Consider the following 25738-nt stretch of genomic DNA (forward strand, 5'->3'; position numbering starts at 1 on the left):
GCAGCTATAACGCCTCAATTGCCCTTCCCGCCCTCTTCACATCAGCGATTCTTGAACGATGGCGTGCGCTTGTCGATAAACGCAGACATGCCTTCTTTCTGATCTTCCGTGGCAAACAGCGAATGAAACAGGCGTCGCTCAAAACGCAGGCCTTCATCAAGTGTAGTCTCATAAGAACGGTTGACCGATTCTTTGACCATTTGCACGGATGGCTGCGAGAAAGAGGCAATACGCTCGGCAGCTTTCAAAGCTTCTTCAATCAGCTCTTCCGGTGCAACAAGACGCGAAACGAGGCCGCAACGTTCGGCTTCTTCAGCACCCATCATGCGGCCGGTCAAACACATATCCATCGCCTTCGACTTGCCAACAAAGCGCGTGAGGCGCTGAGAGCCGCCCATGCCTGGCATTACACCCAGTGTAATTTCCGGTTGGCCGAATTTGGCATTGGTGGCTGCGATAATGAAATCGCACATCATGGCAAGCTCACAGCCGCCGCCCAACGCATAACCTGACACGGCAGCAATGATCGGCTTGCGGGTACGATCCACTTTCCGCCAATCTGCAAACATGTCCTGCAAATAGGCATCGACGAAGTTGATCGGCTGCATTTCCTTGATGTCGGCACCTGCCGCAAAAGCCTTTTCCGAGCCGGTAAGAACGATCGCACCGATTCTGCCATCGGTATCGAAGGCGGCCAGTGCTTCCGTCAGCTCCTTGAGTACTGTGCTGTTGAGTGCATTGAGCGCCTGCGGTCGGTTGAGACGGATGAGTCCCACGCCACCGCGCGTCTCCACAACGATCGTTTCATAAGCCATGAGAAAGCTTCTCCTCCTTGATCGGTTCATTGTGGCGGCCAAGTTGGACCGCCCGACTCACTTTGGCAAGGTCAGCTCAGAATCAACTTTGGCAGGAAGCGCAGAAAAAGGTCGAACGGCCTGCCTGCACGGCGCGTTCCACAACTCCGGTACAGCCCGGCGTACGGCACGGCTCTGCCTCGCGCCCATAAACGGAGAATGAATGCTGGAAGTAACCAAGCGCACCATCAGCCTGAATGTAGTCCTTCAGACTGGAGCCGCCAGCTGCAATCGCCTCGGCAATCACAGTGCGGATATCTTCAGCCAGCCGGTCAAGAAGTTTCGCATCCTGGACAATTGAACCTGCGGCACGCATCGGGGAAAGACGCGAGCGCCACAGCGCCTCGCAGACATATATATTGCCAAGCCCTGCGATGAGGCGCTGATCAAGCAAAGCCGCTTTCAACGGCGTCTTGCGGCCTTCAAAGAGCGTTCCAAGCAATTCACCTGAAAGGCGATTGCCTGTAGGCTCTACGCCCAGACCTTTCAGAAAGGGATGTTCATCCAATGTGCCCTTCTCCGCAAAGAGCATGAATCCAAACCGGCGCGGGTCGTTATAGATGACGCGTGCGGTTGACCCATTTCCCCTCAAGAGATGGAAAACGACATGGTCATGTTTTGCGATTTTGGATCGCTCGTGATGAAAGCCGCCCGGCATTCCTTCCGCATCATCCGCTTCAATCCGAAACGAACCGGACATGCCAAGATGGCTGATGATCGAAAGCCCATCGTCGAGATGCATCGTGAGATATTTTGCGCGCCGCCCGAGCGCGTCGATGTTGCGTCCGGACAGACGCTCAACAAAGTGATCGGGAAAAGGGAAACGGAGATCAGGCCTGTTCTGCTCGATCCGTTCGATTTTCGCGCCTTCCATGAAAGGCTGCAAACCGCGGCGAACCGTTTCGACCTCAGGTAATTCGGGCATTTTTCATCTTTCAGGCGGGAAAAGAAACAAGCTGTCACGACCATATAATGCCGCTCGGCTGCATTTGCCATCCGTTAACCCAAACCAGATCGAAGTAGGACCCGACCTATATTAACGTTTTATTTTCCTTGTTTCTTAAACTCATCACAATTGCCAGGCACTAAAAAGAACCCCAACGAGACTTCAGCTCAGGGTAAGTAACATGCCGGCTTTGATGACGCGCTTTTTTAAAAACAGATCGGGTGCAGCGATGATCGAATGCACACTCATCGGTGCGCTTGCTGTTATCGCCGTCATTAGTGGCATGGCGCTTTTCGCTGGAAAGCCTGCTTCCGCTTTTGATTACAAGGCCGCACAGATCCAGATGACTGAACGAAACTAAGTTGTCTCTCTTCATGCAGAATTGAATAGCCGCCCTGTTCACGCAGGGTGGCTATTTGTTTATTGATTGAGCCAGAAATTCTAATCGCCGAGGAATGTCATGACCGTTGAGATCGTAGCCGCAAAATCAGCAGACAGCCGCCCAATCTGGTTCATCGGAAAGAATAAGATCGAGCAGACAGCGCTGACATCCGATGTTCAGGCTTGGGCCAAGGCCAATGATTTTAACGGGGAATCCGGTCGTATTCTGGTACTTCCCGGCAAAGACGGCACGATTGCCGGTGCTTTGTTTGGCACAGGTGATGACGACCAGGGCGGTCAATCGCAATTGCTCGCCGGAAAATTGGCGCGCGGCCTCCCCGAAGGCGACTGGCATATCGAAAATAAGCCAGACCACGCAGAACTGGTAACTCTCGCCTTCTTGATGGGCGGCTATAGCTTCACGCGCTATCGCAAGGGCAGCGACAAAACTATCCGTCTGGCGGTGCCGGCAGGCGTCAACGCCGCTGAAACACAGCATATTGCCGATGCCGTAACGCTTGCACGCGATCTTATCAACACGCCGACCAATGACATGGGACCAGATGCGCTGGAACAGGCTGCGCGCGATCTTGCTTCCAGGAATGGCGCAAAGGTCAGCACGATTGAAGGCGATGCGCTGCTGAAACAAAACTTCCCGATGATCCATGCGGTTGGTCGCGCAGGCAGCATTGCGCCGCGCCTCATTGATCTCACTTGGGGCAAGGATAGTGATCCGAAGATCACCCTCGTCGGCAAGGGGGTATGTTTCGACACTGGCGGTCTCGATATCAAGCCAGCGAGCGGCATGTTGCTCATGAAGAAGGATATGGGCGGCGCTGCCAATGTGCTGGGCCTTGCGTCGATCATCATGAATGCAAAACTCCCGGTTCGACTGCGCGTGCTTATCCCGGCAGTTGAAAACTCGATCGCGGGTAATGCATTCCGCCCAAGCGACATTCTGCAAAGCCGCAAGGGCTTGAGCGTCGAAATTGGCAATACCGATGCGGAAGGCCGTCTCGTTCTGGCCGATGCGCTGACGCTGGCCGACCAAGAAGAGCCGGATCTCATCATCGATATGGCAACACTGACCGGTGCTGCCCGTGTGGCGCTTGGTCCTGATCTGCCGCCTTTCTATACGCATGACGATGCGCTTGCAGCAGCCATTGCAGAAAAGGCTGACGAGACGGCTGATCCGCTCTGGCGTATGCCGCTGTGGGCGCCCTACGCGCAAAAACTTTCATCGCGCGTGGCGGACATCAACAATGTTACGACTGACGGCTTTGCTGGATCTGTGACCGCTGCACTGTTTCTGAGCCGCTTTGTCGAGAAGGCGAAGAACTGGGCACATTTCGATATTTATGGTTGGGTGCCGGTCGAAAAGCCTGCCTCGCCTGTCGGTGGTGAAGCGCAGGCCATCCGCGCGCTCTATGCGCTTCTCAAGCATAAATATCCCGCAAAATGAAATAACTTGCCTGCAAAAAGAAAACGTCGTTGAATGATACGGGTCCGAAACAATCACCTTAAATTCGGTAGGATATGCCCGTTGAACTGAAGCCTTTGCAGGCACTGACATTGCTGAGAACGCTTTCACTGGCACAGGTGCAGGATGAAATGCCTGACCTGACCACGCGGCAAGCGGCTATCCTTCTGACAATTTATCTGGAAACACCCCCGCATACCGTGCGAGGGCTGGCAGCCAAGCTGAATGTCACCAAGCCGGTGATAACGCGTGCGCTCGACACGATGGGAACGCTCGATCTCGTATCCCGGCATCGTGATGAAAAAGATCGTAGAAATGTGCTAGTAAAGAGAACAGTCACTGGCGCACTTTATGTCGAAAGACTAGGCGATCTTGTGATTGCCAGAGCCAGGGAACTACCGTTGTGAGCATACTCGATCGCCGTTTGAACGCCTACCGTCCCGATCTCGCCGATGAACGGCTGAGTGGTCAGGTGGCAGCAGGTCGCTTTACGGCTGGCACGCTGATGCATGTTTCCGATTCGGTTGTCGACCTGCGCGCAGAACCACGCCCCGATAGCGGACCACAGACGCAGATCATCTTTGGCGACACAGTACGCGTTTTTGAAGAGCAGGACGGTTGGTGCTGGGTTCAGGCTGAACGCGACGGCTATACCGGATATGTCTCCGCAGCATCACTGGAGAAGCCGGTTGATGATGCGACGCATATGGTCATCGTTCCGCGCACGTTCGTCTATCCCGGTAATGATCTTCGATTCCCGCATACAAAAGCATTGTCACTCGGTTCGCGCGTGCGAATCGTCGGCACCTCTGAAAAACGTGGCACCGAATATGCACTGCTTGAGAGCGGTGAAGCGTTAATTGCCAAGCATTTCGCGCCTTTGAGCGACCATGCCCACGATTTCGTTTCGGTAGCCGAAACACTCCTGCATACGCCTTATCTCTGGGGTGGGACTTCAGGCTTCGGGATCGATTGCTCCGGTCTTGTCCAGCTTTCGATGTGGGTCGCAGGTCGCAAGGTCCTGCGCGATTCGGACATGCAGGAAAACACGCTCGGTGAAATCGTCGAACCCGACACAGACTATTCTAATCTCAAGCGCGGCGATCTGGTCTTCTGGAAGGGTCATGTCGCAATTTGTGCCTCACCTGACATGCTGATCCATGCCAGCGGCCATACGATGACCGTAACGCTCGAGCCTCTCAAGGATGCAATCAAGCGCATCGCTTATCTCTATGACCTGCCGACTCTGATCAGAAGGCCCTGAGGACAGGGTATCTATCATGAAGGGAAGAACATCACTCCCACGATCAGCACTCTGGATGACTACACTCGGAATCTCAGCGCTGCTCATTGGGTTTGTTGTCTTCTTCCCGTCCGCCGTTTCTCTTGAAAGGGCAGCACGTATGACCATCACAGCCTCACCAGCCAGCTTTGCCAGCGTTAACGGCATCGAAATGTACTACCGTGTTGTGGGCAAGGGACCGCCAATACTGCTGATCCATGGTGGGCTTTCTGACCAGCATGTCTGGGATGCGCAGCTGCCTATTCTGGCGCGTGATCATATGGTGATTGTCGCAGACAGTCGTGGTCAGGGCCGCTCGACACGAACGACCGAGCCACTCACCTATGAGTTGATGGCAGATGATTATGTTGCCCTGCTCGACTATCTGCACGTTAACAAGGTCGATCTTGTTGGCTGGAGCGATGGCGGCATTATCGGCATCGATATTGCCATCCGCTATCCTGAGCGACTGAAAAGCCTGTTCGCACAGGCTGCAAACGTCACACCGGAAGGTTCAACCGGCTATGCGCTGGCGCGCGCCGAAGGAAAGCCAATTCCCGAACTCCGCCACTACAGCAGCATCGATAAGGAAATTCATGCGCTTTGGGCGAATGAGCCGAATTACACCGCAGAAGATCTTTCAAAAATCGATGTTCGGACAGCAATCGTTATCGGCGACCGGGACACCGCAATTACCCGCGAACATACTGAGTTTATTGCAGATCATATACCTGGAGCGCAGCTGGTCATATTGCCCGATTCCGGTCATGGCGTTCCGGCCGAAAACCCACGCCTTTATGCGAAAACGGTTCTGAAGTTCATTGCGGGCAATAGGCTGGACGCACCGCTAACTGCCAGCAAATAATTAGATTCGGTTCGGCAACACACGGTCCGGTGGGCGATGTCCGTCGACAAAAGCCCTGATATTGATGATGACCTTGTCACCCATATCTACACGGCCTTCAATCGTTGCCGATCCCATATGCGGCAGAAGCACGACCTTGCCTTTTTCAGCAAGCGATAAAAGGCGTGGATTGGCAGCTGGCTCATGTTCAAACACATCAAGCCCGGCCCCGGCAATCTTGCCCTGCTCGATCAGTTCGACCAGCGCATTTTCATCAATGATCTGACCGCGCGCCGTGTTCACGAGATACGCGGTCGGCTGCATCAAAGCAATGCGGCGGGCCGAAAGCAGGTGAAAGGTTGCAGGCGTCGACGGGCAATTGACCGAGATAATATCCATGCGAGCCAGCATCTGATCGAGGCTGTCCCAGTAGGTCGCTTCCAGCTCTTCCTCAACCTGTGCGCTGACGCGTTTGCGATTGTGATAATGGATCGACAGACCGAAAGCCTTGGCGCGGCGGGCAACGGCTGTGCCGATGCGGCCCATACCGACAATACCCAGACGCTTGCCCCAGATACGGCGCCCAAGCATCCAAGTCGGCGACCAGCCCGGCCATTCGCCGTCACGCTCATTAAGGACATTTGCGCCTTCAACCAGACGGCGTGGCACCATCAAAAGCAGTGCCAGCGTCATGTCGGCGGTGTCTTCGGTCAGCACATTGGGCGTGTTGGTGACAGTGATGCCGCGCTTTGCAGCGGCAGCTACATCGATATTGTCAACACCATTGCCGAAATTGGCGATCAGTTTGAGATTGGGTCCGGCCTGCTCAATGGCTGCTGCATCGATCACATCGGTTATGCAAGGCACCAGAACATCGGCTTCTTTCATCGCAGCAATAATTTCCGGCTGCGACATGCGATGGTCGTCAATATTCAGACGTGCGTCGAACAGTTCCCGCATTCGGGTTTCCACCGGGTCCGGAAGTTTCCGGGTAAGTACGACCAGCGGCTTTTTCTTGTTCGACATCTCCACCCCTTTTTCTTGAGCAGTGCCACCTGTGCAGGTCCATAAATTTCACAGGAAACCTGGCTCGCCGATTCTCATGTTGAGACCTCCTTAACCAAGAAGGTGCAATATGAGATATTGCTTCGGCTGCTCATCTCTAGCAAGGCGGCGCAGCAAAGACAAAGAAAAACAGAATCGCGAAAGCTGCCCTTGCGTCTCCGACGCCTCTCCGGAAACCTGTGAGAAGACAAGCTTTTGCCTGACTTGTTTGAGAAGCAGAGGCGGAAAAACCGCACAATTTTATTTTTGCAGTTGCAGACGGAAACTCCCCATTCGTTGGAACTGCCGTGAAGTGACAGGACGGCGAGAGGTCAGAATTGTACCGAGTACTTTCGCAACGCTTTTTTATCGCAGCACTTGGCAGCATTGCCTTGCTGCTGGTGGTTGCGCCGCTAGGCGCATCGCATAACCATGCTGCAATGGCTCAAGCATCAGCAGGCACAACGCTGGGCGCAAGTGGCTTGCCTGTACCCCGTTTTGTCAGCCTCAAGCCGGCACGCGTCAATCTGCGCGTAGGTCCGGGGCGTGATTATGCCGTGTCATGGCTATTCATGAAATCAGGCCTGCCTGTCGAAATCATTCAGGAATACGATAACTGGCGCCGCATCCGCGATGCCGACGGCACGGAAGGCTGGGTCTATCAGTCTCTTCTGTCCGGCAAGCGCACGGCGATTACGGCACCATGGCTCAAGAACGATCAGGGCGCGATGATTACCATGCGCCGCGATCCGAGCGAAACATCGGGACTGTCGGCGGAAGTCGAGCCCAATGTTGTCGGCACAGTTCGCGAATGCAATGGCCAGTGGTGCCGGATGGATATTCAGGGTACGCGCGGCTGGATCAGGCAATCGGATCTCTGGGGCGTTTATCCGGATGAAGTGTTCGACTGACCCGGCACAGCGTCAGTCTTGACGTTGCATCATTCCTGAGGTTAGTTCTCACAGAACAAAACCAAGAAGGAGTTTTATGCGCAGAAGTTCAGCGTCTCCGTTTTAACGGATTTGGACCCATCCAACGGATGGGAATTTTGTGCATAGTTAAACTCTGGAATAATCATGAAAAACATGACGGTTATCATCCGCGCCTATCAGGCTGCGGACAAACAGACATTGTCTTCCATCTGGTATCGCGCTTCTTTGGAAGCACATGCGTTTCTAGGAAAAGACCTGCTACGCGATCAGCAGAAGCTTATCGAAGACGTCTATCTCGAAAAGGCAGAGACCTGGGTCGCCGTTTTAAATGGTGAGCCGGTCGGGTTTATAGGCCTGTTGGATTGTTTCATCGGCGGACTCTTCGTTGATCCCTCCGCGCAAGGATATGGCATAGGCCGCCGCTTGCTCGACTATGCTCTGGCATTGAAAGGCGAACTCTCTCTCGAAGTCTACGCCGATAATAAAGGTGCCTGCCGTTTCTATCAGCGGCTCGGCTTTCAGGAAATCAGTCGTCGCGAGGAAGATGATAACGGGCTTCCGTTCGCCAATATATGGATGCAGCGAAAAGCTTAGAAAACGCCTCCAATACGCCGTTTCACGCTTTTCAGAACGAGCTCTAATAAATAGCGGGGCGATTGCTCGCCCCGCTTCAAAGTCGGTATGCGACTTGAATTATTACCAGGCCGGAATAACCGAGCCTTTGAAAGTTTCAGCAATAAACTGCTTCACTTCCGGGCTGTGATAGCTGCTAACCAGCGTCTTCACCCAGTCGGCATTTTTGTCGGCAGTGCGGACGACCAGCACATTGACATAAGGTGCCTTTTCGCCTTCGCGGATAAGCGCGTCACCAGCTGGGTTAAGACCTGCTTCCAGCGCATAATTGGTATTGATGACGGCAGCATCCACATCTTCGAGCGAACGCGGCAATTGCGCGGCATCGAGTTCCACGAACTTCAGGTTTTTCGGGTTTTCAGTCACATCAATTGACGTGACCTTCAGGCCCTTCGACGCATCGAGCTTGATCAGGCCGTTATCTGCAAGCACCAGAAGCGCACGACCGCCATTGGTCGGATCGTTCGGGATGGCGATGGTCGCACCGTCAGCCAGTTCCGAGATGTTTTTCATCTTTTTGGAATATACGCCCATCGGGAAGTTGACCGTTGGCGCTACTGTCTCAATCGGAAAGCCACGATCTGCGACCTGATTGTCGAGGTAGGGCTGATGCTGGAAAGAATTAGCATCAAGCGCCTTATCGGCCAGTGCCATGTTCGGAATCACATAATCAGAAAATTCCTGAATATCGATTTCCATACCCTTGGTGGCTGCGACCTCCTTGACCTTTTCCATGATCTGCGCGTGCGGCCCTGGTGTCACGCCAATGCGAATCTTTTCAGCAAAAGCGCTTCCAGTTGAAAAAAGGGCGAATGCAGCGGCTGCAATGATCAACTTACGCATAGACGTCTCCAGTCAAATCGTTATCGACGCATTCGTGCTTGGTTGGGAAGTCCGCTTTCAAATGCGCCTGTGAAAGGTGATGGACCGGATGAATCACTTTAACCCATAGTGCGCAACAAAAAAGCGGCCCTAAAGGCCGCTTTCCAAAAACCAATATCAAACAGCTTAACGCGTCTTGCGTCGCAAACGGACGATAATATCCACATTGACGATTTCCATGCCTTCCGGTGCTTCGGGCATGTTGGAGACTGTTGGCTGACCACGTTCGCCATGCGGAATATCGAAAACGACATTCTCGCCTTCAAGGAAGAAGTGCTGGTGATCAGAAATATTGGTGTCGAAATAGGTTTTAGAACCTTCAACGGCAATGATGCGCAGCATACCGGCTTCGGTAAACTGGTGCAGCGTGTTGTAGACGGTCGCAAGCGATACCGGCACATTTGCCAGTACAGCTTCTTCATGAAGGTCTTCAGCGGAAAGATGCCGATCACCCTGCGCGTAAATCAGGCTGGCAAGCGAAACACGCTGACGCGTCGGGCGCAAACCAGCCCCGCGAAGCCGTTCTTCCATTGAAACCATCGAGTGGTTGGCATGATAATTCTGCATATTCACCCTTGGATCCGTCACAAGCTTGTAGCAATTTCGTCAAAGATTAAACGGGCTGTTGCCCATTGCATACTGACATTGATATATGCCGTTGCGAATTAAGTATCAATAGGCATGGTAAAACCCGCCTTTTTTGGGAAAACCCTCTGCACTATTTTACTGACGGAAACACTCTATGTTAGAGGTGTTCCCGAACAGACGACAACCCGACTGCTTCTGGCGACAGAAATGGTCACATCAGAATGATCCTCAAGGGAGGCGTAATGGCAGAACAGAAATCGAGCTACGGGTATGAAGAGCTCCTAAGCTGCGCACGCGGTGAGTTGTTCGGTCCCGGCAATGCACAGCTCCCCCTGCCGCCAATGCTGATGGTGCACCGCATCACCGAAATTTCCGAAACCGGCGGGGAGTTCGACAAGGGCTATATCCGCGCGGAATATGACGTAAGCCCAGACGACTGGTATTTCCCATGCCATTTTCAGGGCAACCCGATCATGCCTGGCTGCCTTGGCCTCGATGGCATGTGGCAGCTGACAGGTTTCTTCCTCGGCTGGCTCGGTGAGCCGGGCCGCGGTATGGCTCTGTCCACTGGTGAAGTGAAGTTCAAGGGCATGGTTCGCCCACACACCAAGCTTCTGCAGTACGGCATCGACTTCAAGCGCGTCATGCGTGGTCGCCTTGTTCTCGGCACAGCAGACGGCTGGCTGAAAGCTGATGGCGAAACCATCTACAAGGCAAGCGACCTGCGCGTCGGCCTGTCAAAAGATGGCGACGGCGCTTAATACATTCATCATTCACGGGCGCGACTGCAGAAAATAATGAGTTTTCATGCAGCCGCGCTCAAAACATGCGAAGATCGCACCTATGTAACCGGGAACAAGGGTCAACCTTCACGGGTTGATCACACGGAACAGGTGTAAAGGAGAACGCGATGCGGCGTGTGGTCGTAACGGGTATGGGGATTGTATCCTCGATTGGAAACAACACCGAAGAGGTAACAACCTCTCTGCGTGAAGCCAAATCCGGCATTTCCCGTGCTGAAGAATATGCCGAACTCGGTTTCCGTTGCCAGGTGCACGGCGCGCCGAAAATCGACGTTGAAGCGCTCGTAGATCGCCGCGCAATGCGTTTTCATGGTCGTGGTACGGCATGGAATCACGTCGCTATGGATCAGGCGATTGCCGATGCAGGTCTTTCGGAGGAGCAGGTCTCCAATGATCGTACCGGCATCATCATGGGTTCTGGTGGTCCTTCGACACGCACGATCGTCGATTCCGCCGATATCACCCGTGAAAAAGGCCCAAAGCGCGTCGGTCCTTTTGCAGTGCCGAAAGCTATGAGCTCGACGGCATCGGCCACGCTCGCAACATTCTTCAAGATCAAGGGTATCAACTACTCGATCTCGTCGGCTTGTGCGACGTCGAACCATTGTATCGGCAATGCGTTTGAAATGATCCAGTACGGCAAGCAGGACCGCATGTTTGCGGGCGGCTGTGAAGACCTCGACTGGACGCTTTCGGTGCTGTTCGACGCAATGGGTGCCATGTCATCCAAGTATAATGAAACGCCATCAACCGCCTCGCGCGCTTACGACAAAAACCGTGACGGTTTTGTTATTGCTGGCGGTGCAGGCGTTCTCGTGCTGGAAGATCTTGAAACAGCCCTTGCTCGCGGTGCGAAGATTTACGGCGAAATCGTCGGCTACGGTGCAACGTCTGACGGCTACGACATGGTAGCACCATCAGGCGAAGGCGCGGTCCGCTGCATGAAGATGGCGCTCTCGACCGTCACAAGCAAGATCGATTACATCAACCCACACGCAACCTCGACGCCAGCAGGCGATGCTCCGGAAATCGAAGCGATTCGTCAGGTCTTTGGCTCAGGCGATGCCTGCCCGCCAATCGCAGCGACCAAGTCGCTGACCGGCCATTCGCTCGGTGCAACCGGCGTTCAGGAAGCAATCTACTCGCTTTTGATGATGCAGAATAACTTCATCTGCGAAAGCGCTCATATCGAAGAACTGGATCCTGCCTTCGCGGACATGCCTATCGTTCGCAAGCGCATCGACAATGCTCAGCTCAATACCGTGCTCTCCAACTCCTTCGGATTTGGCGGCACCAATGCCACGCTGGTGTTCCAGCGTTATCAGGGCTGACGGAGAGGGACAATATGGAAGGTCTGATGCAAGGTAAACGCGGCCTCATTATGGGGGTCGCGAATAACCACTCACTCGCATGGGGAATTTCTAAGCAGCTCGCAGCGCAGGGTGCCGAACTCGCATTTACCTATCAGGGCGATGCACTCGGTAAACGCGTCAAGCCGCTGGCCGAACAGGTCGGTTCGGATATGGTGCTGCCTTGCGATGTGGAAGACATTGCTTCGGTCGACGCAGTTTTCGCTGAAATCGAGAAGAAATGGGGAAAGCTCGATTTCATCGTTCACGCCATTGGCTTTTCGGACAAGACGGAGCTGAAGGGACGTTACGCAGACGTCACCACGCGCGATAATTTCAGCCGCACTATGGTGATCTCTGCCTATTCCTTCACGGAAATGGCACAGCGTGCAGAAAAGCTCATGAAGGACGGCGGCTCGATCCTGACGCTGACCTATGGCGGTTCCACGCGCACTATCCCGAACTACAACGTTATGGGCGTCGCCAAGGCTGCTCTTGAAGCGATGGTTCGTTATCTCGCTGCCGATTACGGTCCGCAGGGTATCCGCGTCAACGCGATCTCGGCTGGTCCGGTTCGCACGCTGGCCGGTGCCGGCATTGGCGATGCACGCGCAATCTTCAGCTATCAGCGCCGTAACTCACCGCTTCGCCGCACTGTCGATATCGATGATGTGGGCAAATCGGCTGTTTATCTGCTGTCGGATCTTTCGAGTGGTGTAACCGGCGAAATCCACTATGTGGATTCGGGCTACAACATCGTTTCGATGCCAACGCTGGAAGAACTGAAGAGTTCGGCTGACACACGCGGCGAATAAGTCTCATAAGCTTGATAAAAAGGCCGCCTTTCGAGGCGGCTTTTTTGTTTCATTTCTTAGCATCTAATATTTTGAAGCCGTTCGCTTCCTCAAGAACAGTCACGTTCTTAAACAAGCTTTTAAGTGTCGCCTCATAAGGCAATTGCCTGTTCGCTACCATCAGCAGTCGTCCGCCGGTTTTCAGCCGTGAAGCGGCGGCTGCGATAAAGGTTTGACCGAGCGACACTTCGGTTGCCCGTCCCTCGTGAAACGGCGGGTTCATAATCACCGTGTCGTAAATGCCGGTCAGTTTTTCACTCGTCACATCAAACCAATTAAACGAAATCGGCACGGATGCACCAAGACGCTCCAGATTGCCGCGCGCGGCCTCCAGTGCTTCGTAATCAGCTTCAAAAAGATCGATACCCTTAAGACGATCAGCATATTTGAGGCTTTGCGCCGCCAAATAACCCCAGCCAGCACCAAGATCGGCGACCTGACCAAAGACGATCTTTTCCATATGCGGCACCAGCAGAGCTGAGCCTTTATCGATCACGCCATGCGAGAACATACCCGGCTCTGTGCGGAACACATCATCAATATCTGTCGCCAGCGGCTTCAGAGCATCGATAAAATCATTTGTCAGGTCAGCAGGGCGTTGCAGCCAAAAGGCCACCGCATGGTTCTTTGAGAGGCGATCGCTGATTTCAGCGATATTACTGACCCATTTGCGAAAACTATCGACACCAAGCTTCTTGTCGCCACACACCACGATCCACCCACCCGGTTCAACACGCGCCAGAAGCTCCGCAAACCATGCCTCATTGCGTCCGCGATGTTTTCCGAGCAGAAGTAGCCCCCCAGAATAACGGCTCTCCTCGTCTAATTCTGGTGCCAATCTAGGAATTGCGTTGAAGCCTTCCTTGTTGAGTGCCAGCCAGTCGGGACGCCAGGGTTGCAGGAAAGTCAGTGCCTGTTTCCATTCGGCCTCAAGATTCCGATTCGCAGACAAGCCGCAGGCAAGGTACGATTGACCCTCTACAGGCATATCCAGGATGTCCTGATAGAAGGGGAGAAAGAGTGTCTGTTGTGCCGGTGTCATCATGCTTCACCCATGCCGATCAATCGCTCTATGCGCAACAAAAAGCGCGCCACATGGACGCGCTTTCTCGGTTAACAGAAGATGCGACGCTTACTCAGCGTCAGCTTCTGCCTTCTTTTCTGCAACGACTTCCTTGCCGGTTTCCTGATCGACGACTTTCATCGACAGGCGAACCTTGCCACGCTCGTCAAAGCCCATGAGCTTGACCCAGACCTTCTGGCCTTCCTTGACCACATCAGTGGTCTTGGCAACGCGGTCGGCAGCCAGCTGCGAGATGTGAACCAGACCATCGCGTGGACCGAAGAAGTTTACGAATGCGCCGAAGTCAGCAGTCTTAACAACTGTACCTTCGTAGATTTCGCCAACTTCTGGTTCAGCAACAATCGAGTGAATCCACTTCTTAGCGGCTTCGATTTCCTTGCCGTTCGACGAAGCGATCTTGACCGTACCATCGTCTTCGATGTTGATCTTGGCGCCAGTCTTTTCAACGATTTCGCGGATAACCTTGCCACCCGAACCGATAACATCACGGATCTTGTCGGTCGGAATGTTCATCACTTCGATGCGTGGAGCAAATTCACCGAGTTCTTCACGCGAGGTCGAAAGGGCCTTAGCCATTTCGCCAAGAATGTAAACGCGGCCGCCCTTAGCCTGTTCCAGAGCAACCTTCATGATCTCTTCGGTGATACCGTCGATCTTGATGTCCATCTGAAGCGCGGTGATGCCGTTTTCAGTTCCAGCTACCTTGAAGTCCATGTCGCCGAGGTGATCTTCATCACCAAGGATGTCGGAAAGAACAGCGTAACGCTCATCTTCCTTGATCAGGCCCATGGCGATACCGGCAACCGGACGTGCCAGCGGAACGCCTGCATCCATCAGCGCCAGCGAGGTGCCGCAAACAGTAGCCATCGAGGACGAGCCATTCGATTCGGTGATCTCGGAAACCGAACGGATCGTGTAAGGGAACTGTTCAGCAGCTGGCAGCATTGGGTGGATTGCGCGCCATGCGAGCTTACCATGACCGATTTCACGACGGCCTGGCGAACCCATACGGCCAGTTTCACCAACCGAATACGGTGGGAAGTTGTAGTGTAGCATGAAGGATTCCTTGTAGGTACCCGTCAATGCATCAATCATCTGTTCGTCTTCGCCGGTGCCGAGCGTGGCAACAACGATTGCCTGCGTTTCACCGCGGGTGAAGAGCGCCGAACCGTGCGTGCGTGGCAGAAGGCCAACTTCCGAAACGATCGAACGAACGGTCGAAAGGTCACGACCGTCAATGCGGCTACCGGTGTCGAGAATGTTCCAACGAACAATCTTAGCCTGCAGGTGCTTGAACACGGTTGCAAATTTTTCAGCCGAGAATTCTGGCTCTTCAACGCCCTCAGGGAAGAAGTGAGCCTTCGCCTTGGCCTTGGCAGCGTCAACAGCTGTGTAACGAGCCTGCTTTTCGGTGATCTTGTAGGCATCACGCAGATCGGTCTCAACGACTGCAAGCATCTTAGCTTCAAGGTCCGACAGATCTTCCGGCTGGAAGTCGCGTGGTTCCTTGGCAGCAACTTCAGCGAGTTTGATGATCGCATCGATAACTGGCTGGAATCCTTTCTGGCCGAAAATAACGGCGCCGAGCATGACTTCTTCGGAGAGTTCCTGTGCTTCCGATTCAACCATCAGAACGGCGTCAGAAGTACCGGCAACAACCAGATCAAGCTTCGATTCTGGCATTTCGTCGATGTTCGGATTCAGAACATATTCGCCGTTGATGTAGCCAACGCGTGCACCACCGATCGGGCCCATGAAAGGAACGCCGGAAATGGTGAGTGCTGCCGAAGCTGCAACCATCGACAGGACATCTGGGTTGTTTTCGAGGTCGTGCTGAACGACAGTCAGAACAACCTGTGTGTCGTTCTTGTAGCCATCAACGAAAAGCGGACGGATCGGACGGTCGATCAGGCGCGAAACCAACGTTTCGTTTTCGCTCGGACGGCCTTCACGCTTGAAGTAACCACCAGGGATCTTGCCAGCGGCATAGGTCTTTTCCTGATAGTTGACGGTGAGCGGGAAGAAATCCTGGCCTGGCTTTGGTTCCTTGGCAGAAACCACAGTCGCGAGAACGACGGTTTCACCATAGGTTGCCAGAACTGCACCGTCGGCCTGACGTGCGATCTTACCGGTTTCGAGTGTGAGCGGACGACCGCCCCATTCGATTTCTACTTTGTGGGTATTGAACATATCTTGTCCTCTTGTGGCGATGCCGCGCAAAAGCGCCTGAAGACATCACCTCGGTTGGCGGACAGGCCACGGGCAAGACAACGGGAAGTTCGTTACGTGTCGGAACATTCATTTGCGAATATTCTCTGGCACGAACTACCTGCAATCCTGCCCCATGACTGGTCCAGGTCATGAGCCTTATGGCTCGTCATCGGCATGACGGAATGCACCCGGTGCGCCGTCTCATGCCAGTGGGCATACGCCCAATATAATCGCATTCGCTATTGGAAAGCGGCTATCCGCTCATCCTTGGAATACACTTTGCGCATCTTGTCCGAAAACCGCTTCGCACTTTTCGGGAGGCGCCTTAAATCAAAAGGGCGACGTTTTGAGACGTCGCCCGATTTTACCGTTAACGGCGCAGACCCAGACGGGAAACCAGCGCCTGGTAACGTGCCTGGTCGATGCCCTTGACATAGTCAAGAAGACGACGACGCTGCGAAACCAGCTTCAGAAGGCCGCGACGCGAATGATTGTCATTCTTGTGGCCCTTGAAGTGTTCGGTGAGGTTGGCAATACGCTCGGAAAGAACCGCAACCTGTACTTCAGGAGAACCGGTATCGCCTTCCTTGGTGGCGTATTCCTTGATAAGTGCTTGCTTGCGCTCAGCAGTAATCGACATCGTACACCCTTTCTTGATGAGAGGAAAAACAGACGCCCAGGCCGGGATGTCGTCCAGCGCGGGCCATTTACACGATCTGACGTACATTATGTACGATCGCTGAAGGGGCATATAGTTCAAATTTGGCAGAAATACCAGTCCGAAATATGCCCCAACTTTTGAGAGACCAGTTTAGCCCGCTGTAAACACGCGCTTTGGCTTGAACTGACCATGCTCAATGTAGCCAATGGCAAGCAGTTTGCCATGCGACGTCACGCAAGCCTCATCCGCTTCAAGTGGCGCATCGCGGCCACGAATGATCACGGGATTACCGAGACGAACGCGCTGTGCCTGATCGTCAGACAGGGCAACCTGTGGCAGGCAATCTAGTGCGGCACCGGTATCGATGATCAGGGCATCCATTGCCGAGAAGTCGCGACGTGCTGCTGGCTGCTCAACAATCTCGGCATCGGCCTCGCCTTCTTCCTTTTTCGGCGGCAGCGGAGGCCACGCTTCTTCGAGCTCTGCCAGAGTTACCAGATCTTCATCGGTGAAAGGAGCAACTTCGATGCGACGCAAATCCGAAATATGGCCATAGCAGCCGAGATCACGGCCCATATCGCGCGCAAGCGAGCGAACATAGGTGCCCTTGGAGCATTCGACTTCGAATTCGGTGCGATTTGCGTCCGGAAACTCGACAATTTCGAGGCGATCAATTTCGACTTCACGCGCCGGAATTTCTACCGTTTCACCTTCACGCGCCAGATCATAGGCGCGTTCGCCTGCAATCTTGATAGCCGAAAACTGCGGCGGAATCTGCGAGATAACGCCTGTATAATTAGGCAGCAGCGCTTCGACAGCCGCACGCGATGGGCGGTTATCTGAGTTTTTGGTGGCAACACCTTCAAGATCGTCGGTCGACCGTTCCTCGCCCCATGTCACTGTGAAACGATAAACCTTGGTTCCATCCATGACGTAAGGTACGGTTTTGGTGGCTTCACCCAGAGCAATAGGCAACATGCCCGAGGCAAGAGGATCAAGCGTACCGGCATGGCCGGCCTTTTCGGCATTGAACAACCACTTGATCTTCGAGACCGCTTCGGTCGATCCCATGCCCTTCGGCTTGTCAAAAATGACCCAGCCGGAAACCGGACGACCTTTTTTCTTGCCTCGTCTTGCCATGCTTTATTCGTCTCCATTGCGGGAGGTTGCGTCCTCGCCGTCATCTTCATCATGCCCAAGGTCACGCGCCACTTCCGGCGAACGGAGAAGCGCATCAATCTTGGAAAAATTATCAAAGCTGGTATCTGCGCGGAAACGGAATTCCGGCATATATTTCATCTGGCTGAGGCTTGGAGCCATGCGACCGCGAATGAATTTCGCGTTTGCAGCCAATGCTTTGATCACAGCCTGTACATCAGTGCTGCCCAGCGGTGTGATGAAGCAGGTCGCGATCTTGAGATCAGGCGACATGCGAACTTCCGACACCGAAATAACCGTACGCTCGATTACGTCATCGCGAATTTCTCCGCGCTGAAGAACCTGAGCCAATGCGTGACGCACCTGTTCGCCCACACGGAGCTGGCGCTGGGAAAGGCCACCTGAGCCTTTTGGATCTGGAGAACGTGCCATAGCTGTATCCTCGATAAACAGCCATCAATCGGCGCTCAGTCCCGAAAGGCTGGCCGACAAAATGGCTACAAACTGGTAAGCGCAATAAAGCGCAATCTACCACAATTCAGATGGGAGTCAGACCCTCGGAACCGGGCAACGGAAATGTAAGAAAGCCGTGCCGCCCATGATAGGGCGACACGGCATAATGCTATTAAAGCGTACGGGTAATGTGTTCGACGCGGAACGCTTCGATCGTATCGCCAGCGCGGATATCGTCGTAGTTTTCGAACGCCATACCGCATTCCTGGCCCATAGGCACTTCCGACACTTCGTCCTTGAAGCGCTTGAGCGTCTTGAGCTTGCCTTCGTGGATAACCACGTTGTCACGGATGAGGCGGACGCCTGCACCACGTTCAACCTTACCGTCAACCACACGGCAACCAGCAACCTTACCGACCTTGGTGATGTTGAAGACTTCGAGAATCTCAGCATTACCGATGAAGGTTTCACGGCGTTCTGGTGACAGAAGACCGGACATTGCTGCTTTAACATCTTCGATCAGATCGTAAATGATGTTGTAGTAGCGGATTTCAGTACCCTGCTGATCAGCTGCATCACGCGCCTGCTTGTTGGCACGAACGTTGAAGCCGATGATCGCGGCATTGGAGGCTTCGGCCAGCGACACGTCGCTTTCCGTGATACCACCTGCGCCCGAATGAACGATGCGGGCACGCACTTCGTCTGTGCCAAGCTTGTCGAGAGCGGTAATAATCGCTTCGACCGAACCCTGCACGTCACCCTTGATGACGAGCGGGAATTCCTTAGTACCCGAAGACTGAAGCTGGCTCATCATATGCTCGAGCGAGCCACGCTGGCCTGTCTGACGTGCAACAGCCTTATCGCGGGCAAGACGCTGGCGATAATCGGCAATTTCACGAGCCTTGGCTTCATTGGCAACAACTGCGAAGCGATCACCTGCCTGCGGCGTACCCTGGAGACCGAGGATCTCGACCGGCATAGCAGGTCCAGCTTCCTTCACATGATCGCCATGGTCGTTTACCAGAGCGCGTACACGGCCCCATTCGTTACCGGCAGCGATGATGTCGCCCGGATGCAGCGTACCCTTCTGAACCAGAACGGTTGCAACCGAACCACGACCGCGGTCGAGCTGGGCTTCGATAACCACACCTTCAGCCGTACGTGTCGGATCAGCCTTGAGATCAAGGATTTCAGCCTGCAACAGAACTGCTTCAAGCAGCTTGTCGAGGTTGATCTTGTTCTTGGCCGAAACTTCGACGTCTAGCACTTCACCGCCCATGGTTTCCACAAAAACATCGTGTTGGAGCAGCTGTGTACGAACCTTCTGCGCATCGGCTTCAGGCTTGTCGATCTTGTTAATTGCAACAATGATCGGAACGCCAGCTGCCTTGGCATGATTGATCGATTCAATGGTCTGCGGCATGACGCTATCGTCTGCTGCAACCACCAGGATCGCAATATCGGTCGCCTGAGCACCACGAGCGCGCATTGCCGTAAAGGCTGCGTGGCCTGGCGTATCGATGAAGGTGATCTTCTGGCCGTTCTGTTCGACCTGATAAGCACCGATATGCTGCGTGATGCCACCAGCTTCGCCCGAAACGACGTTTGCGTGACGGATAGCATCGAGGAGCGAGGTCTTGCCGTGATCGACGTGACCCATAATGGTTACGACCGGAGGACGTGAAACCAATGCGCCTTCGTTATCAGCAACATCGAAGATGCCTTCTTCAACGTCCGATTCAGCAACGCGTTTGACGGTGTGGCCAAATTCTTCAGCGATCAGCTGCGCCATATCCGCATCGATGACGTCGCCTGGCTTCATCATCTGGCCCTGCTTCATCAGGTACTTGATGATATCAACCGAACGCTCGGTCATACGCTGTGCAAGTTCCTGCAGCGTAATGGTTTCAGGAATGGTCACTTCACGCGAAATCTTTTCGCGTGTTTCCTGCATCTGCGAACGCTTAAACTTTTCCTGACGACGACGCATCGCCGACAGCGAACGCGAACGACCTTCATCTTCCAGATTGCTGGAGATCGTCAGCTTGCCACGACGGCGGTCATCTTCACCCTTAACAACCTTCGGTGCGCGCACTTCAGGCTTTGCTGGAGTGCTGCGACGTGCGCCGGCTGGACCACGACGATCATCGTCATCGACGGAACCGCCCGGCTTGCGCTGCTGGCTCTGAGGCAAAGGTTTATTGGCTGTTGGAATAACGTCGGCAATCGCTGGCGATGCCGGACGCTGTCCCTGGCCTTGACCCTGACCGGGACGACCGGAATGTTGTGGACGACCGGAATGTTGCGGACGTCCGCCCTGCGGCGCAGGACGCGCATCGTCACGACGCTCGGTGCGTGCTTCGGTCTGTGGAGCGCGCTTGGCAGCTTCAGCCTCGGCACGAGCCTTGGCTTCTGCTTCTGCCTTGATACGGGCTTCTTCCTCCGCCTGACGGCGAGCGGATTCTTCACGTTCCTTGGCGCGGCGTGCATCTTCTTCAGCGCGGCGCTTGGCTTCTTCAGCTGCGCGAACGCGATCTTCTGCATCACGAACCAACGCGCCTTCGAGCGCACGACGGCGTGCGTCCATTTCGGAGCGAGACAGCGTGTTCAGCACCATGCCCGAGCGATCAGACTGGCGAGGACGCTGTTGCTGCTGGCCAGGGCGCTGCTGATGACGTGGCTGCTGCTGTGTTGATTGTGGGCGCGGAGCCGCCGGTGCGGCAGCAGCAGGCTTTGGCTGCGGTGCTGCAGGAGCAGCCGGGGCCGGTGCCTTGGCTACTGGCTGAGCAGGTGCAGCTTGTACCGGCGCAGCAACGGGAGCCGTTGTTGCAGCTGGTGCTGGCGCGGCCGCAGGTGCTGGAGCTGCCGGAGCAGGCGCTGCTGGCTTCGGTGCCAGTGCTTCCGCTTCAGGCTTCTCATCAGGCCGTGAGAACTTGCGCTTCTTGGTCTCAACGACGACAGCCTTTGTGCGGCCGTGGCTGAAATTCTGGCGCACGGTGCTCTGCTCAACGCCTGGCCGCTTAATGGTCAGCGTCTTCTTGGAGTTGACGCTCAGCGTCTTGTCGTCGTTTGTTTTATCGCTCATTACGTTTCCGTTTCCTTCGCGGCTTCAGCCGCTTTACCCGAGCATTATCCAACGCGATCAGATCATTTTGAATAATGCTCCGGTCATCCACTTTAGCGCACAATCCGGTTAGGCCAACCAGGCCGATTATCCGGTTCATGCTCCAGAGCGGATCCCGTCTCGTCGGGATTAAGAGAACCGCTCTACCAATTTATAACTCAGCAGTGTCGGACTGCCGTTTCAACTCAATGGGCTTTCGCCACGATAACGATGCAATAAAAGCAACCGTTGCACGACCCCGGCTGCTGCCTTTCCGTCGAGCACGGCTGCATGTATCACATTTCCACCCCCAAATGCCAAATCCATTTCTTCTCCCTTAAAAAGAGTGAAGGCCGGGATTTCGGGGCCATCCATACGCACCACCACACGGCGGGCTTGATCCAGTTTACGCACGCCATCAGAAGCGGCTTCCTGCGCATGTAAAACCAATGCCGCAGCACCGGAACGAATTGCCTGATCCACCTTAGTGGAACCAGATACAACTGCACCGGATTTACGAGCCAGCGCGAGACTACCGAGTGCAGACTTCGTCAACAGCTGGTCAACCAGCGCGCCAAGATCTGCTTGCGGCTTCACATCGTCTTTCAGCGCCCGCGCAAAAAGCTTGCGCTTGACGGCTTCGTCTACAAGACGACGTTCCGCCTTGACCCAGCAACCTCTGCCCGGCAAATTCCGCTTCAGGTCAGGTACAACCGAACCATCAGGCCCAGCAACGAACCGGATCAGATCATCTGCCGATCCGCTTTCCCGCGTGACGATACAGGTTCTATCATTCATATCCTGCTCCGCACGCAAACTCGGTTTTACCATCGATGCCTGTTACTTATTACCAAACTGGCAGCGACCTAGCAGAGCTGACGCCACTTCTCAATACGAAACTCTAAAACGCCATAAATTGCGCCCGAATTGCTCCGGGCGCAACCGCAATGCCGTCTCTTGTCTTTTTACGAAGCGACTTCTTCTTCGCCAGCTTCGCTCTCGTCGTTGGTTTCAACCGCAACGAGCTCTTCTTCAGTGATCCAGCCAGCCTTCAAGCGAGCAGTCAGGATCATCTGTTCAGCATCAACGCGTGAAACATCGAAGGAAGAGAGGATACCGCTGTGATTAACGGTTTCTCCGTCCTTGCGTTCACGCCAGCCGACGAGATCGTCAACAGCATAACCAGCAAAGTCTTCGATATTCTTCACTCCGTCCTCGCCGACGGCAACCAACATGGCTGTTGTCAGACCTGGAAGCTCGCGAAGTTCGTCTTCAACACCCAGTTCCTTGCGGCGGGCATCCTGTTCGCCTTCAATGCGCTCCAGGAATTCGCGGGCGCGTTCCTGAATTTCACCAGCGGTATCTTCATCAAAGCCGTCGATCGAGGCAATTTCGCCCGGCTCGACATATGCCAGTTCTTCAACTGAGGCAAAGCCTTCAGAAGCCAGAACCTGACCAACCATCTCATCAACGTTGAGGGCTTCCATGAACAGGTTTGAACGCTCGGCAAATTCCTTCTGACGACGTTCGGATTCTTCGTCTTCCGTCAGGATGTCGATATCCCAGCCTGTCAACTGCGAAGCAAGGCGCACGTTTTGACCGCGACGACCGATTGCTAGTGATAGTTGGTCATTCGGAACGACAACTTCAATACGTTCTGCGTCTTCATCAAGAACAACCTTGGCAACTTCAGCAGGCTGAAGCGCGTTGACGATGAAGGAAGCTGCATCTGGCGACCAAGGAATAATGTCGATCTTTTCGCCCTGCAGTTCGGCAACAACAGCCTGAACACGAGAGCCGCGCATACCGACACAGGCACCAACCGGATCAATCGATGCGTCGCGTGAAACCACAGCGATCTTGGCGCGCGAACCTGGGTCACGAGCAACCGACTTGATTTCAATGATGCCGTCGTAGATTTCCGGCACTTCCATGGTGAAAAGCTTCGCCATGAAAGAAGGATGCGTACGCGACAGGAAAATCTGCGGGCCGCGCTGTTCGCGACGAACGTCGTAAACATAAGCGCGGATACGATCGCCATAACGGAAAGCTTCACGCGGGATCAGTTCGTCACGACGAACGATTGCTTCACCTCGACCAAGATCAACGATCACATTGCCATATTCAACACGCTTGACGGTGCCGTTAGCGATTTCGCCGACGCGATCCTTGAATTCGTCATACTGGCGGTCGCGCTCGGCTTCGCGCACCTTCTGCACGATAACCTGCTTGGCAGACTGGGCGGCAATACGGCCGAAATCCATTGGCGGCAGCTGGTCGGCGATGAAATCACCAACCTGCGCATCTGGATTGCGATCGCGCGCAGTGAACAGCGAAATCTGCGTGGAATAGTCTTCAACAGTCTCGACCACTTCGAGCAGACGCTGAAGCTTGATCTCACCGGACTTTGCATTGATGTCGGCGCGGATGTTGCTTTCCTGACCGTAACGCGAACGCGCAGCCTTCTGGATCGCATCGGCCATGGCCGCAAGAACGATCTCACGGTCAATCGACTTCTCGCGTGCAACCGCATCGGCGATCTGCAGAAGTTCCAGCCTGTTTGCACTGACTGCCATAGGTCTCTCCTTGGTGACGCATCCGTTCGCCTTTAGGAACCGGACGCCTGAAACTCACTTTGAAACTTACTTCTCTTCGGATTCCGTCGAAGCGGCTTCCTGATTGTCTTCGGTCGACTCGTCTCCGCGCCCATCACCCAGACCATCTCCGGGAATGCGGCCTTCCCGCAGGGCCTTGTCCTTGCGCAGCGCATCGCGAATGAGTTCATCGGTCAGAACCAGACGCGCATCGGAGATCAGATCGAACGGGATGCGAACAACCGGTTCATTACCGTATGAAATCTGATCACTTTCGATCACGATGGAATCTGCATCACCGACCACGATGCGACCGCGAAACTTCTTTCGTCCTTCATGAACGATCGAGGTCTCGACCTTTGCGATATGTCCCGCCCAATCGCTGAAATCGGACTTACGAACCATCGGACGATCAATACCCGGCGACGAGATTTCAAGATGGTACTTGCCGCTGATCGGATCTTCGACATCGAGAACCGGAGCCACGGTGCGGCTCAACAATTCGCAATCCTCAACTGTCATCGTGCCATCTGGACGCTCGGCCATGATCTGCAGCGTCTGACCATTGAGGCCGGAAAGGCGCACGCGCACAAGGCGGAAACCCAGCGTATTGATCACCGGCTCCACAATGCCTGCTACTTTTGCATCGACGCCCGTTTCGCGAATGATACGCTCATCTGCGTTTACGGCCTCAATTGCCTGTTCCTGTTCCGTCACTCGATAAACCTTTTTCACAGAGCCGTAGTTAACAAAAAAGAGCGGGTCCGGGAGGGCCCACTCTTGTTCAAACGACCAAGAATTTGAAACTTATATACCAGCTGATGCGGATTTTTTCAAGGCCGCAATTGAGGCCGCAATTCAACCAACCATCAAAGCCTGATGAATGTCAGATAGGCAGCAACGCGTCCTTCACGGAAAGCCTTTGCTTCATAGCGCGTGCCTGGCCAGCCTTCATAGGCGTTATTCCAGTCATCCGGGCCTTCCGCCTGCCATTCGAACGCCGGGTGCCTGCGGCAGTGCTGCAGCGTCCAGTTGACGTAATGTTCGATATCGGAAGCGAAGCGGAACTTCGTGCCTGGCTTCAGCAGACGCGCGAAACGATCAAGATTTGCATCACTGACAAAGCGCCGTTTCCAGTGGCGACGCTTATGCCAAGGATCAGGATAGAAAAGATCGATGCCAGAAAGCGATGCATCAGGCAGCCAATCCAGCACATCGGTCGCATCTTCATCATAGAGACGAAGATTGGCGCGCGGCGCTTCATGAAGGGCCGCCAGCATCTTGGCCATACCATTAACGAAAGGCTCGACACCAATGAAGCCCGACTGCGGATAGCGCCCACTCTCATGATAGAGATGTTCGCCACCACCAAAGCCTATTTCCATGCGCACATTCTCAACCGGCGCTTCAAACAATGTCCTCAAATCCTGCAGCGCAGGTGTATCGAGGTCCAGTTTCAGACGCGGCAGCAAATCTTCGAAAAGATTATTCTGATGTGGGCGGAGTGGCTTGCCATGACGGCGGCCGAAAAAGTTTCCGGCCGCGCGTACTGGATGGGATTCATCGGTCATTTATCGCTGTTCCAGTTAAAGCGGTATCGTG

25 protein-coding genes are annotated in these 25738 nt (G+C 54.4%); 10 read left to right on the plus strand and 15 right to left on the minus strand.

Annotated elements, in window-relative coordinates; genetic code table 11:
- Positions 1-41 precede the first annotated feature (41 nt).
- A complete protein-coding gene (locus QSJ70_RS08000) occupies positions 42-815 on the minus strand; it encodes an enoyl-CoA hydratase (protein ID WP_007872887.1) in 774 nt (257 codons plus the stop codon).
- Positions 816-897: 82 nt separating this feature from the next.
- On the minus strand, positions 898-1779 hold the full coding sequence (gene mutM, locus QSJ70_RS08005; protein WP_215775890.1) for a bifunctional DNA-formamidopyrimidine glycosylase/DNA-(apurinic or apyrimidinic site) lyase: 882 nt from the start codon (positions 1777-1779) through the stop codon (positions 898-900).
- Between the two features lie 202 nt (positions 1780-1981).
- Between mutM and QSJ70_RS08010 the strand changes: the two genes are divergently transcribed.
- The 5 genes from QSJ70_RS08010 to QSJ70_RS08030 all read left to right on the plus strand — a co-directional run bounded on the left by QSJ70_RS08010 (position 1982) and on the right by QSJ70_RS08030 (position 5808).
- The gene (locus tag QSJ70_RS08010; RefSeq protein WP_007872884.1) at positions 1982-2161 is read left to right on the plus strand and encodes a Flp family type IVb pilin; all 180 of its coding nucleotides are present in this window, start codon (positions 1982-1984) and stop codon (positions 2159-2161) included.
- 99 nt (positions 2162-2260) lie between these two features.
- Entirely contained in the window at positions 2261-3643 is a 1383-nt protein-coding gene (locus tag QSJ70_RS08015; protein WP_215775889.1) for a leucyl aminopeptidase family protein, read from the plus strand.
- A 74-nt stretch (positions 3644-3717) separates the two neighbouring features.
- A complete protein-coding gene (locus QSJ70_RS08020) occupies positions 3718-4068 on the plus strand; it encodes a MarR family winged helix-turn-helix transcriptional regulator (protein ID WP_007872881.1) in 351 nt (116 codons plus the stop codon).
- Positions 4065-4925 carry a C40 family peptidase gene (locus QSJ70_RS08025; protein ID WP_215775888.1) on the plus strand — a complete coding sequence of 287 codons (861 nt, stop codon included), beginning with the start codon at positions 4065-4067 and terminating at the stop codon, positions 4923-4925. Before QSJ70_RS08020 ends, QSJ70_RS08025 begins: the two co-directional genes overlap by 4 nt.
- Positions 4926-4980: 55 nt before the next feature.
- Positions 4981-5808: an alpha/beta fold hydrolase gene (locus QSJ70_RS08030; protein ID WP_215776657.1), complete on the plus strand. Its 828-nt coding sequence runs from the start codon at positions 4981-4983 to the stop codon at positions 5806-5808.
- On the opposite strand, the gene QSJ70_RS08035 is transcribed toward QSJ70_RS08030, so the two are convergent.
- Positions 5809-6813, minus strand: a complete 1005-nt coding sequence (locus tag QSJ70_RS08035) for a 2-hydroxyacid dehydrogenase (RefSeq protein ID WP_007872868.1) — start codon at positions 6811-6813, stop codon at positions 5809-5811.
- 356 nt (positions 6814-7169) lie between these two features.
- Here QSJ70_RS08035 and QSJ70_RS08040 point away from each other — a divergent pair, with 356 nt between their 5' ends.
- Both QSJ70_RS08040 and QSJ70_RS08045 read left to right on the plus strand, forming a co-directional pair.
- Positions 7170-7742, plus strand: coding sequence for an SH3 domain-containing protein (locus QSJ70_RS08040; RefSeq protein ID WP_064322309.1), 573 nt, complete (start codon positions 7170-7172; stop codon positions 7740-7742).
- 165 nt (positions 7743-7907) lie between these two features.
- Positions 7908-8357 carry a GNAT family N-acetyltransferase gene (locus tag QSJ70_RS08045; protein ID WP_215775887.1) on the plus strand — a complete coding sequence of 150 codons (450 nt, stop codon included), beginning with the start codon at positions 7908-7910 and terminating at the stop codon, positions 8355-8357.
- A gap of 102 nt (positions 8358-8459) precedes the next feature.
- Here the strand turns inward: QSJ70_RS08045 and QSJ70_RS08050 are convergent, their stop codons facing one another.
- Both QSJ70_RS08050 and irrA read right to left on the minus strand, forming a co-directional pair.
- A complete protein-coding gene (locus tag QSJ70_RS08050; protein WP_215775886.1) occupies positions 8460-9239 on the minus strand; it encodes a MetQ/NlpA family ABC transporter substrate-binding protein in 780 nt (259 codons plus the stop codon).
- Positions 9240-9404: 165 nt separating this feature from the next.
- A complete protein-coding gene (irrA, locus tag QSJ70_RS08055; protein WP_007872859.1) occupies positions 9405-9845 on the minus strand; it encodes an iron response transcriptional regulator IrrA in 441 nt (146 codons plus the stop codon).
- A gap of 263 nt (positions 9846-10108) precedes the next feature.
- On the opposite strand from irrA, the gene fabA reads away from it, so the two are divergent.
- The 3 genes from fabA (at position 10109) to fabI (ending at position 12833) form a co-directional block, all read left to right on the plus strand.
- Complete coding sequence (gene fabA / locus QSJ70_RS08060) at positions 10109-10627, plus strand: 3-hydroxyacyl-[acyl-carrier-protein] dehydratase FabA (RefSeq protein WP_007872855.1); 519 nt, start codon at positions 10109-10111, stop codon at positions 10625-10627.
- A gap of 149 nt (positions 10628-10776) precedes the next feature.
- The gene (gene fabB / locus QSJ70_RS08065) at positions 10777-12000 is read left to right on the plus strand and encodes a beta-ketoacyl-ACP synthase I (RefSeq protein ID WP_007872853.1); all 1224 of its coding nucleotides are present in this window, start codon (positions 10777-10779) and stop codon (positions 11998-12000) included.
- 14 nt (positions 12001-12014) lie between these two features.
- The gene (gene fabI / locus QSJ70_RS08070) at positions 12015-12833 is read left to right on the plus strand and encodes an enoyl-ACP reductase FabI (RefSeq protein WP_064322306.1); all 819 of its coding nucleotides are present in this window, start codon (positions 12015-12017) and stop codon (positions 12831-12833) included.
- A gap of 49 nt (positions 12834-12882) precedes the next feature.
- Here fabI and QSJ70_RS08075 read toward each other — a convergent pair whose 3' ends face one another.
- From QSJ70_RS08075 to trmB, 10 genes are all read right to left on the minus strand, one after another.
- The gene (locus tag QSJ70_RS08075) at positions 12883-13917 is read right to left on the minus strand and encodes a class I SAM-dependent methyltransferase (protein ID WP_285535677.1); all 1035 of its coding nucleotides are present in this window, start codon (positions 13915-13917) and stop codon (positions 12883-12885) included.
- An 87-nt stretch (positions 13918-14004) separates the two neighbouring features.
- Entirely contained in the window at positions 14005-16146 is a 2142-nt protein-coding gene (gene pnp, locus QSJ70_RS08080) for a polyribonucleotide nucleotidyltransferase (protein WP_215775884.1), read from the minus strand.
- 391 nt (positions 16147-16537) lie between these two features.
- On the minus strand, positions 16538-16807 hold the full coding sequence (rpsO, locus tag QSJ70_RS08085; RefSeq protein ID WP_007872840.1) for a 30S ribosomal protein S15: 270 nt from the start codon (positions 16805-16807) through the stop codon (positions 16538-16540).
- Positions 16808-16978: 171 nt separating this feature from the next.
- Positions 16979-17968 (minus strand): tRNA pseudouridine(55) synthase TruB, encoded by a 990-nt coding sequence (gene truB, locus QSJ70_RS08090; protein ID WP_285535681.1) that lies wholly within the window; start codon positions 17966-17968, stop codon positions 16979-16981.
- A 3-nt stretch (positions 17969-17971) separates the two neighbouring features.
- Positions 17972-18418, minus strand: coding sequence for a 30S ribosome-binding factor RbfA (gene rbfA, locus QSJ70_RS08095; protein ID WP_007872832.1), 447 nt, complete (start codon positions 18416-18418; stop codon positions 17972-17974).
- Between the two features lie 193 nt (positions 18419-18611).
- Positions 18612-21524: a translation initiation factor IF-2 gene (infB, locus tag QSJ70_RS08100; RefSeq protein WP_285535682.1), complete on the minus strand. Its 2913-nt coding sequence runs from the start codon at positions 21522-21524 to the stop codon at positions 18612-18614.
- A gap of 219 nt (positions 21525-21743) precedes the next feature.
- Positions 21744-22373, minus strand: a complete 630-nt coding sequence (locus QSJ70_RS08105; protein WP_083898612.1) for an RNA-binding protein — start codon at positions 22371-22373, stop codon at positions 21744-21746.
- Between the two features lie 134 nt (positions 22374-22507).
- Entirely contained in the window at positions 22508-24118 is a 1611-nt protein-coding gene (gene nusA, locus QSJ70_RS08110) for a transcription termination factor NusA (RefSeq protein WP_007872824.1), read from the minus strand.
- A gap of 66 nt (positions 24119-24184) precedes the next feature.
- Complete coding sequence (rimP, locus tag QSJ70_RS08115; protein WP_285535685.1) at positions 24185-24853, minus strand: ribosome maturation factor RimP; 669 nt, start codon at positions 24851-24853, stop codon at positions 24185-24187.
- 152 nt (positions 24854-25005) lie between these two features.
- Complete coding sequence (gene trmB / locus QSJ70_RS08120; RefSeq protein WP_113496124.1) at positions 25006-25707, minus strand: tRNA (guanine(46)-N(7))-methyltransferase TrmB; 702 nt, start codon at positions 25705-25707, stop codon at positions 25006-25008.
- Positions 25708-25738 lie beyond the last annotated feature (31 nt).

This window comes from Brucella sp. NBRC 12950 (genome assembly GCF_030268145.1).
In the GTDB taxonomy this organism is placed as follows: domain Bacteria; phylum Pseudomonadota; class Alphaproteobacteria; order Rhizobiales; family Rhizobiaceae; genus Brucella.

Excerpts from the sequence above, each read along its gene's own strand:
- fabA (WP_007872855.1), top strand. The coding sequence starts at position 10,109 with ATGGCAGAACAGAAATCGAGCTACGGGTATGAAGAGCTCCTAAGCTGC.
- irrA (WP_007872859.1), bottom strand. The coding sequence starts at position 9,845 with ATGCAGAATTATCATGCCAACCACTCGATGGTTTCAATGGAAGAACGG.
- mutM (WP_215775890.1), bottom strand. The coding sequence starts at position 1,779 with ATGCCCGAATTACCTGAGGTCGAAACGGTTCGCCGCGGTTTGCAGCCT.
- QSJ70_RS08075 (WP_285535677.1), bottom strand. The coding sequence starts at position 13,917 with ATGATGACACCGGCACAACAGACACTCTTTCTCCCCTTCTATCAGGAC.
- infB (WP_285535682.1), bottom strand. The coding sequence starts at position 21,524 with ATGAGCGATAAAACAAACGACGACAAGACGCTGAGCGTCAACTCCAAG.
- QSJ70_RS08015 (WP_215775889.1), top strand. The coding sequence starts at position 2,261 with ATGACCGTTGAGATCGTAGCCGCAAAATCAGCAGACAGCCGCCCAATC.
- QSJ70_RS08035 (WP_007872868.1), bottom strand. The coding sequence starts at position 6,813 with ATGTCGAACAAGAAAAAGCCGCTGGTCGTACTTACCCGGAAACTTCCG.
- rbfA (WP_007872832.1), bottom strand. The coding sequence starts at position 18,418 with ATGGCACGTTCTCCAGATCCAAAAGGCTCAGGTGGCCTTTCCCAGCGC.
- trmB (WP_113496124.1), bottom strand. The coding sequence starts at position 25,707 with ATGACCGATGAATCCCATCCAGTACGCGCGGCCGGAAACTTTTTCGGC.
- nusA (WP_007872824.1), bottom strand. The coding sequence starts at position 24,118 with ATGGCAGTCAGTGCAAACAGGCTGGAACTTCTGCAGATCGCCGATGCG.
- QSJ70_RS08030 (WP_215776657.1), top strand. The coding sequence starts at position 4,981 with ATGACTACACTCGGAATCTCAGCGCTGCTCATTGGGTTTGTTGTCTTC.
- truB (WP_285535681.1), bottom strand. The coding sequence starts at position 17,968 with ATGGCAAGACGAGGCAAGAAAAAAGGTCGTCCGGTTTCCGGCTGGGTC.
- QSJ70_RS08050 (WP_215775886.1), bottom strand. The coding sequence starts at position 9,239 with ATGCGTAAGTTGATCATTGCAGCCGCTGCATTCGCCCTTTTTTCAACT.
- QSJ70_RS08020 (WP_007872881.1), top strand. The coding sequence starts at position 3,718 with ATGCCCGTTGAACTGAAGCCTTTGCAGGCACTGACATTGCTGAGAACG.
- pnp (WP_215775884.1), bottom strand. The coding sequence starts at position 16,146 with ATGTTCAATACCCACAAAGTAGAAATCGAATGGGGCGGTCGTCCGCTC.
- QSJ70_RS08000 (WP_007872887.1), bottom strand. The coding sequence starts at position 815 with ATGGCTTATGAAACGATCGTTGTGGAGACGCGCGGTGGCGTGGGACTC.
- QSJ70_RS08105 (WP_083898612.1), bottom strand. The coding sequence starts at position 22,373 with ATGGTAAAACCGAGTTTGCGTGCGGAGCAGGATATGAATGATAGAACC.
- fabB (WP_007872853.1), top strand. The coding sequence starts at position 10,777 with ATGCGGCGTGTGGTCGTAACGGGTATGGGGATTGTATCCTCGATTGGA.
- fabI (WP_064322306.1), top strand. The coding sequence starts at position 12,015 with ATGGAAGGTCTGATGCAAGGTAAACGCGGCCTCATTATGGGGGTCGCG.
- QSJ70_RS08010 (WP_007872884.1), top strand. The coding sequence starts at position 1,982 with ATGCCGGCTTTGATGACGCGCTTTTTTAAAAACAGATCGGGTGCAGCG.
- rpsO (WP_007872840.1), bottom strand. The coding sequence starts at position 16,807 with ATGTCGATTACTGCTGAGCGCAAGCAAGCACTTATCAAGGAATACGCC.
- QSJ70_RS08045 (WP_215775887.1), top strand. The coding sequence starts at position 7,908 with ATGAAAAACATGACGGTTATCATCCGCGCCTATCAGGCTGCGGACAAA.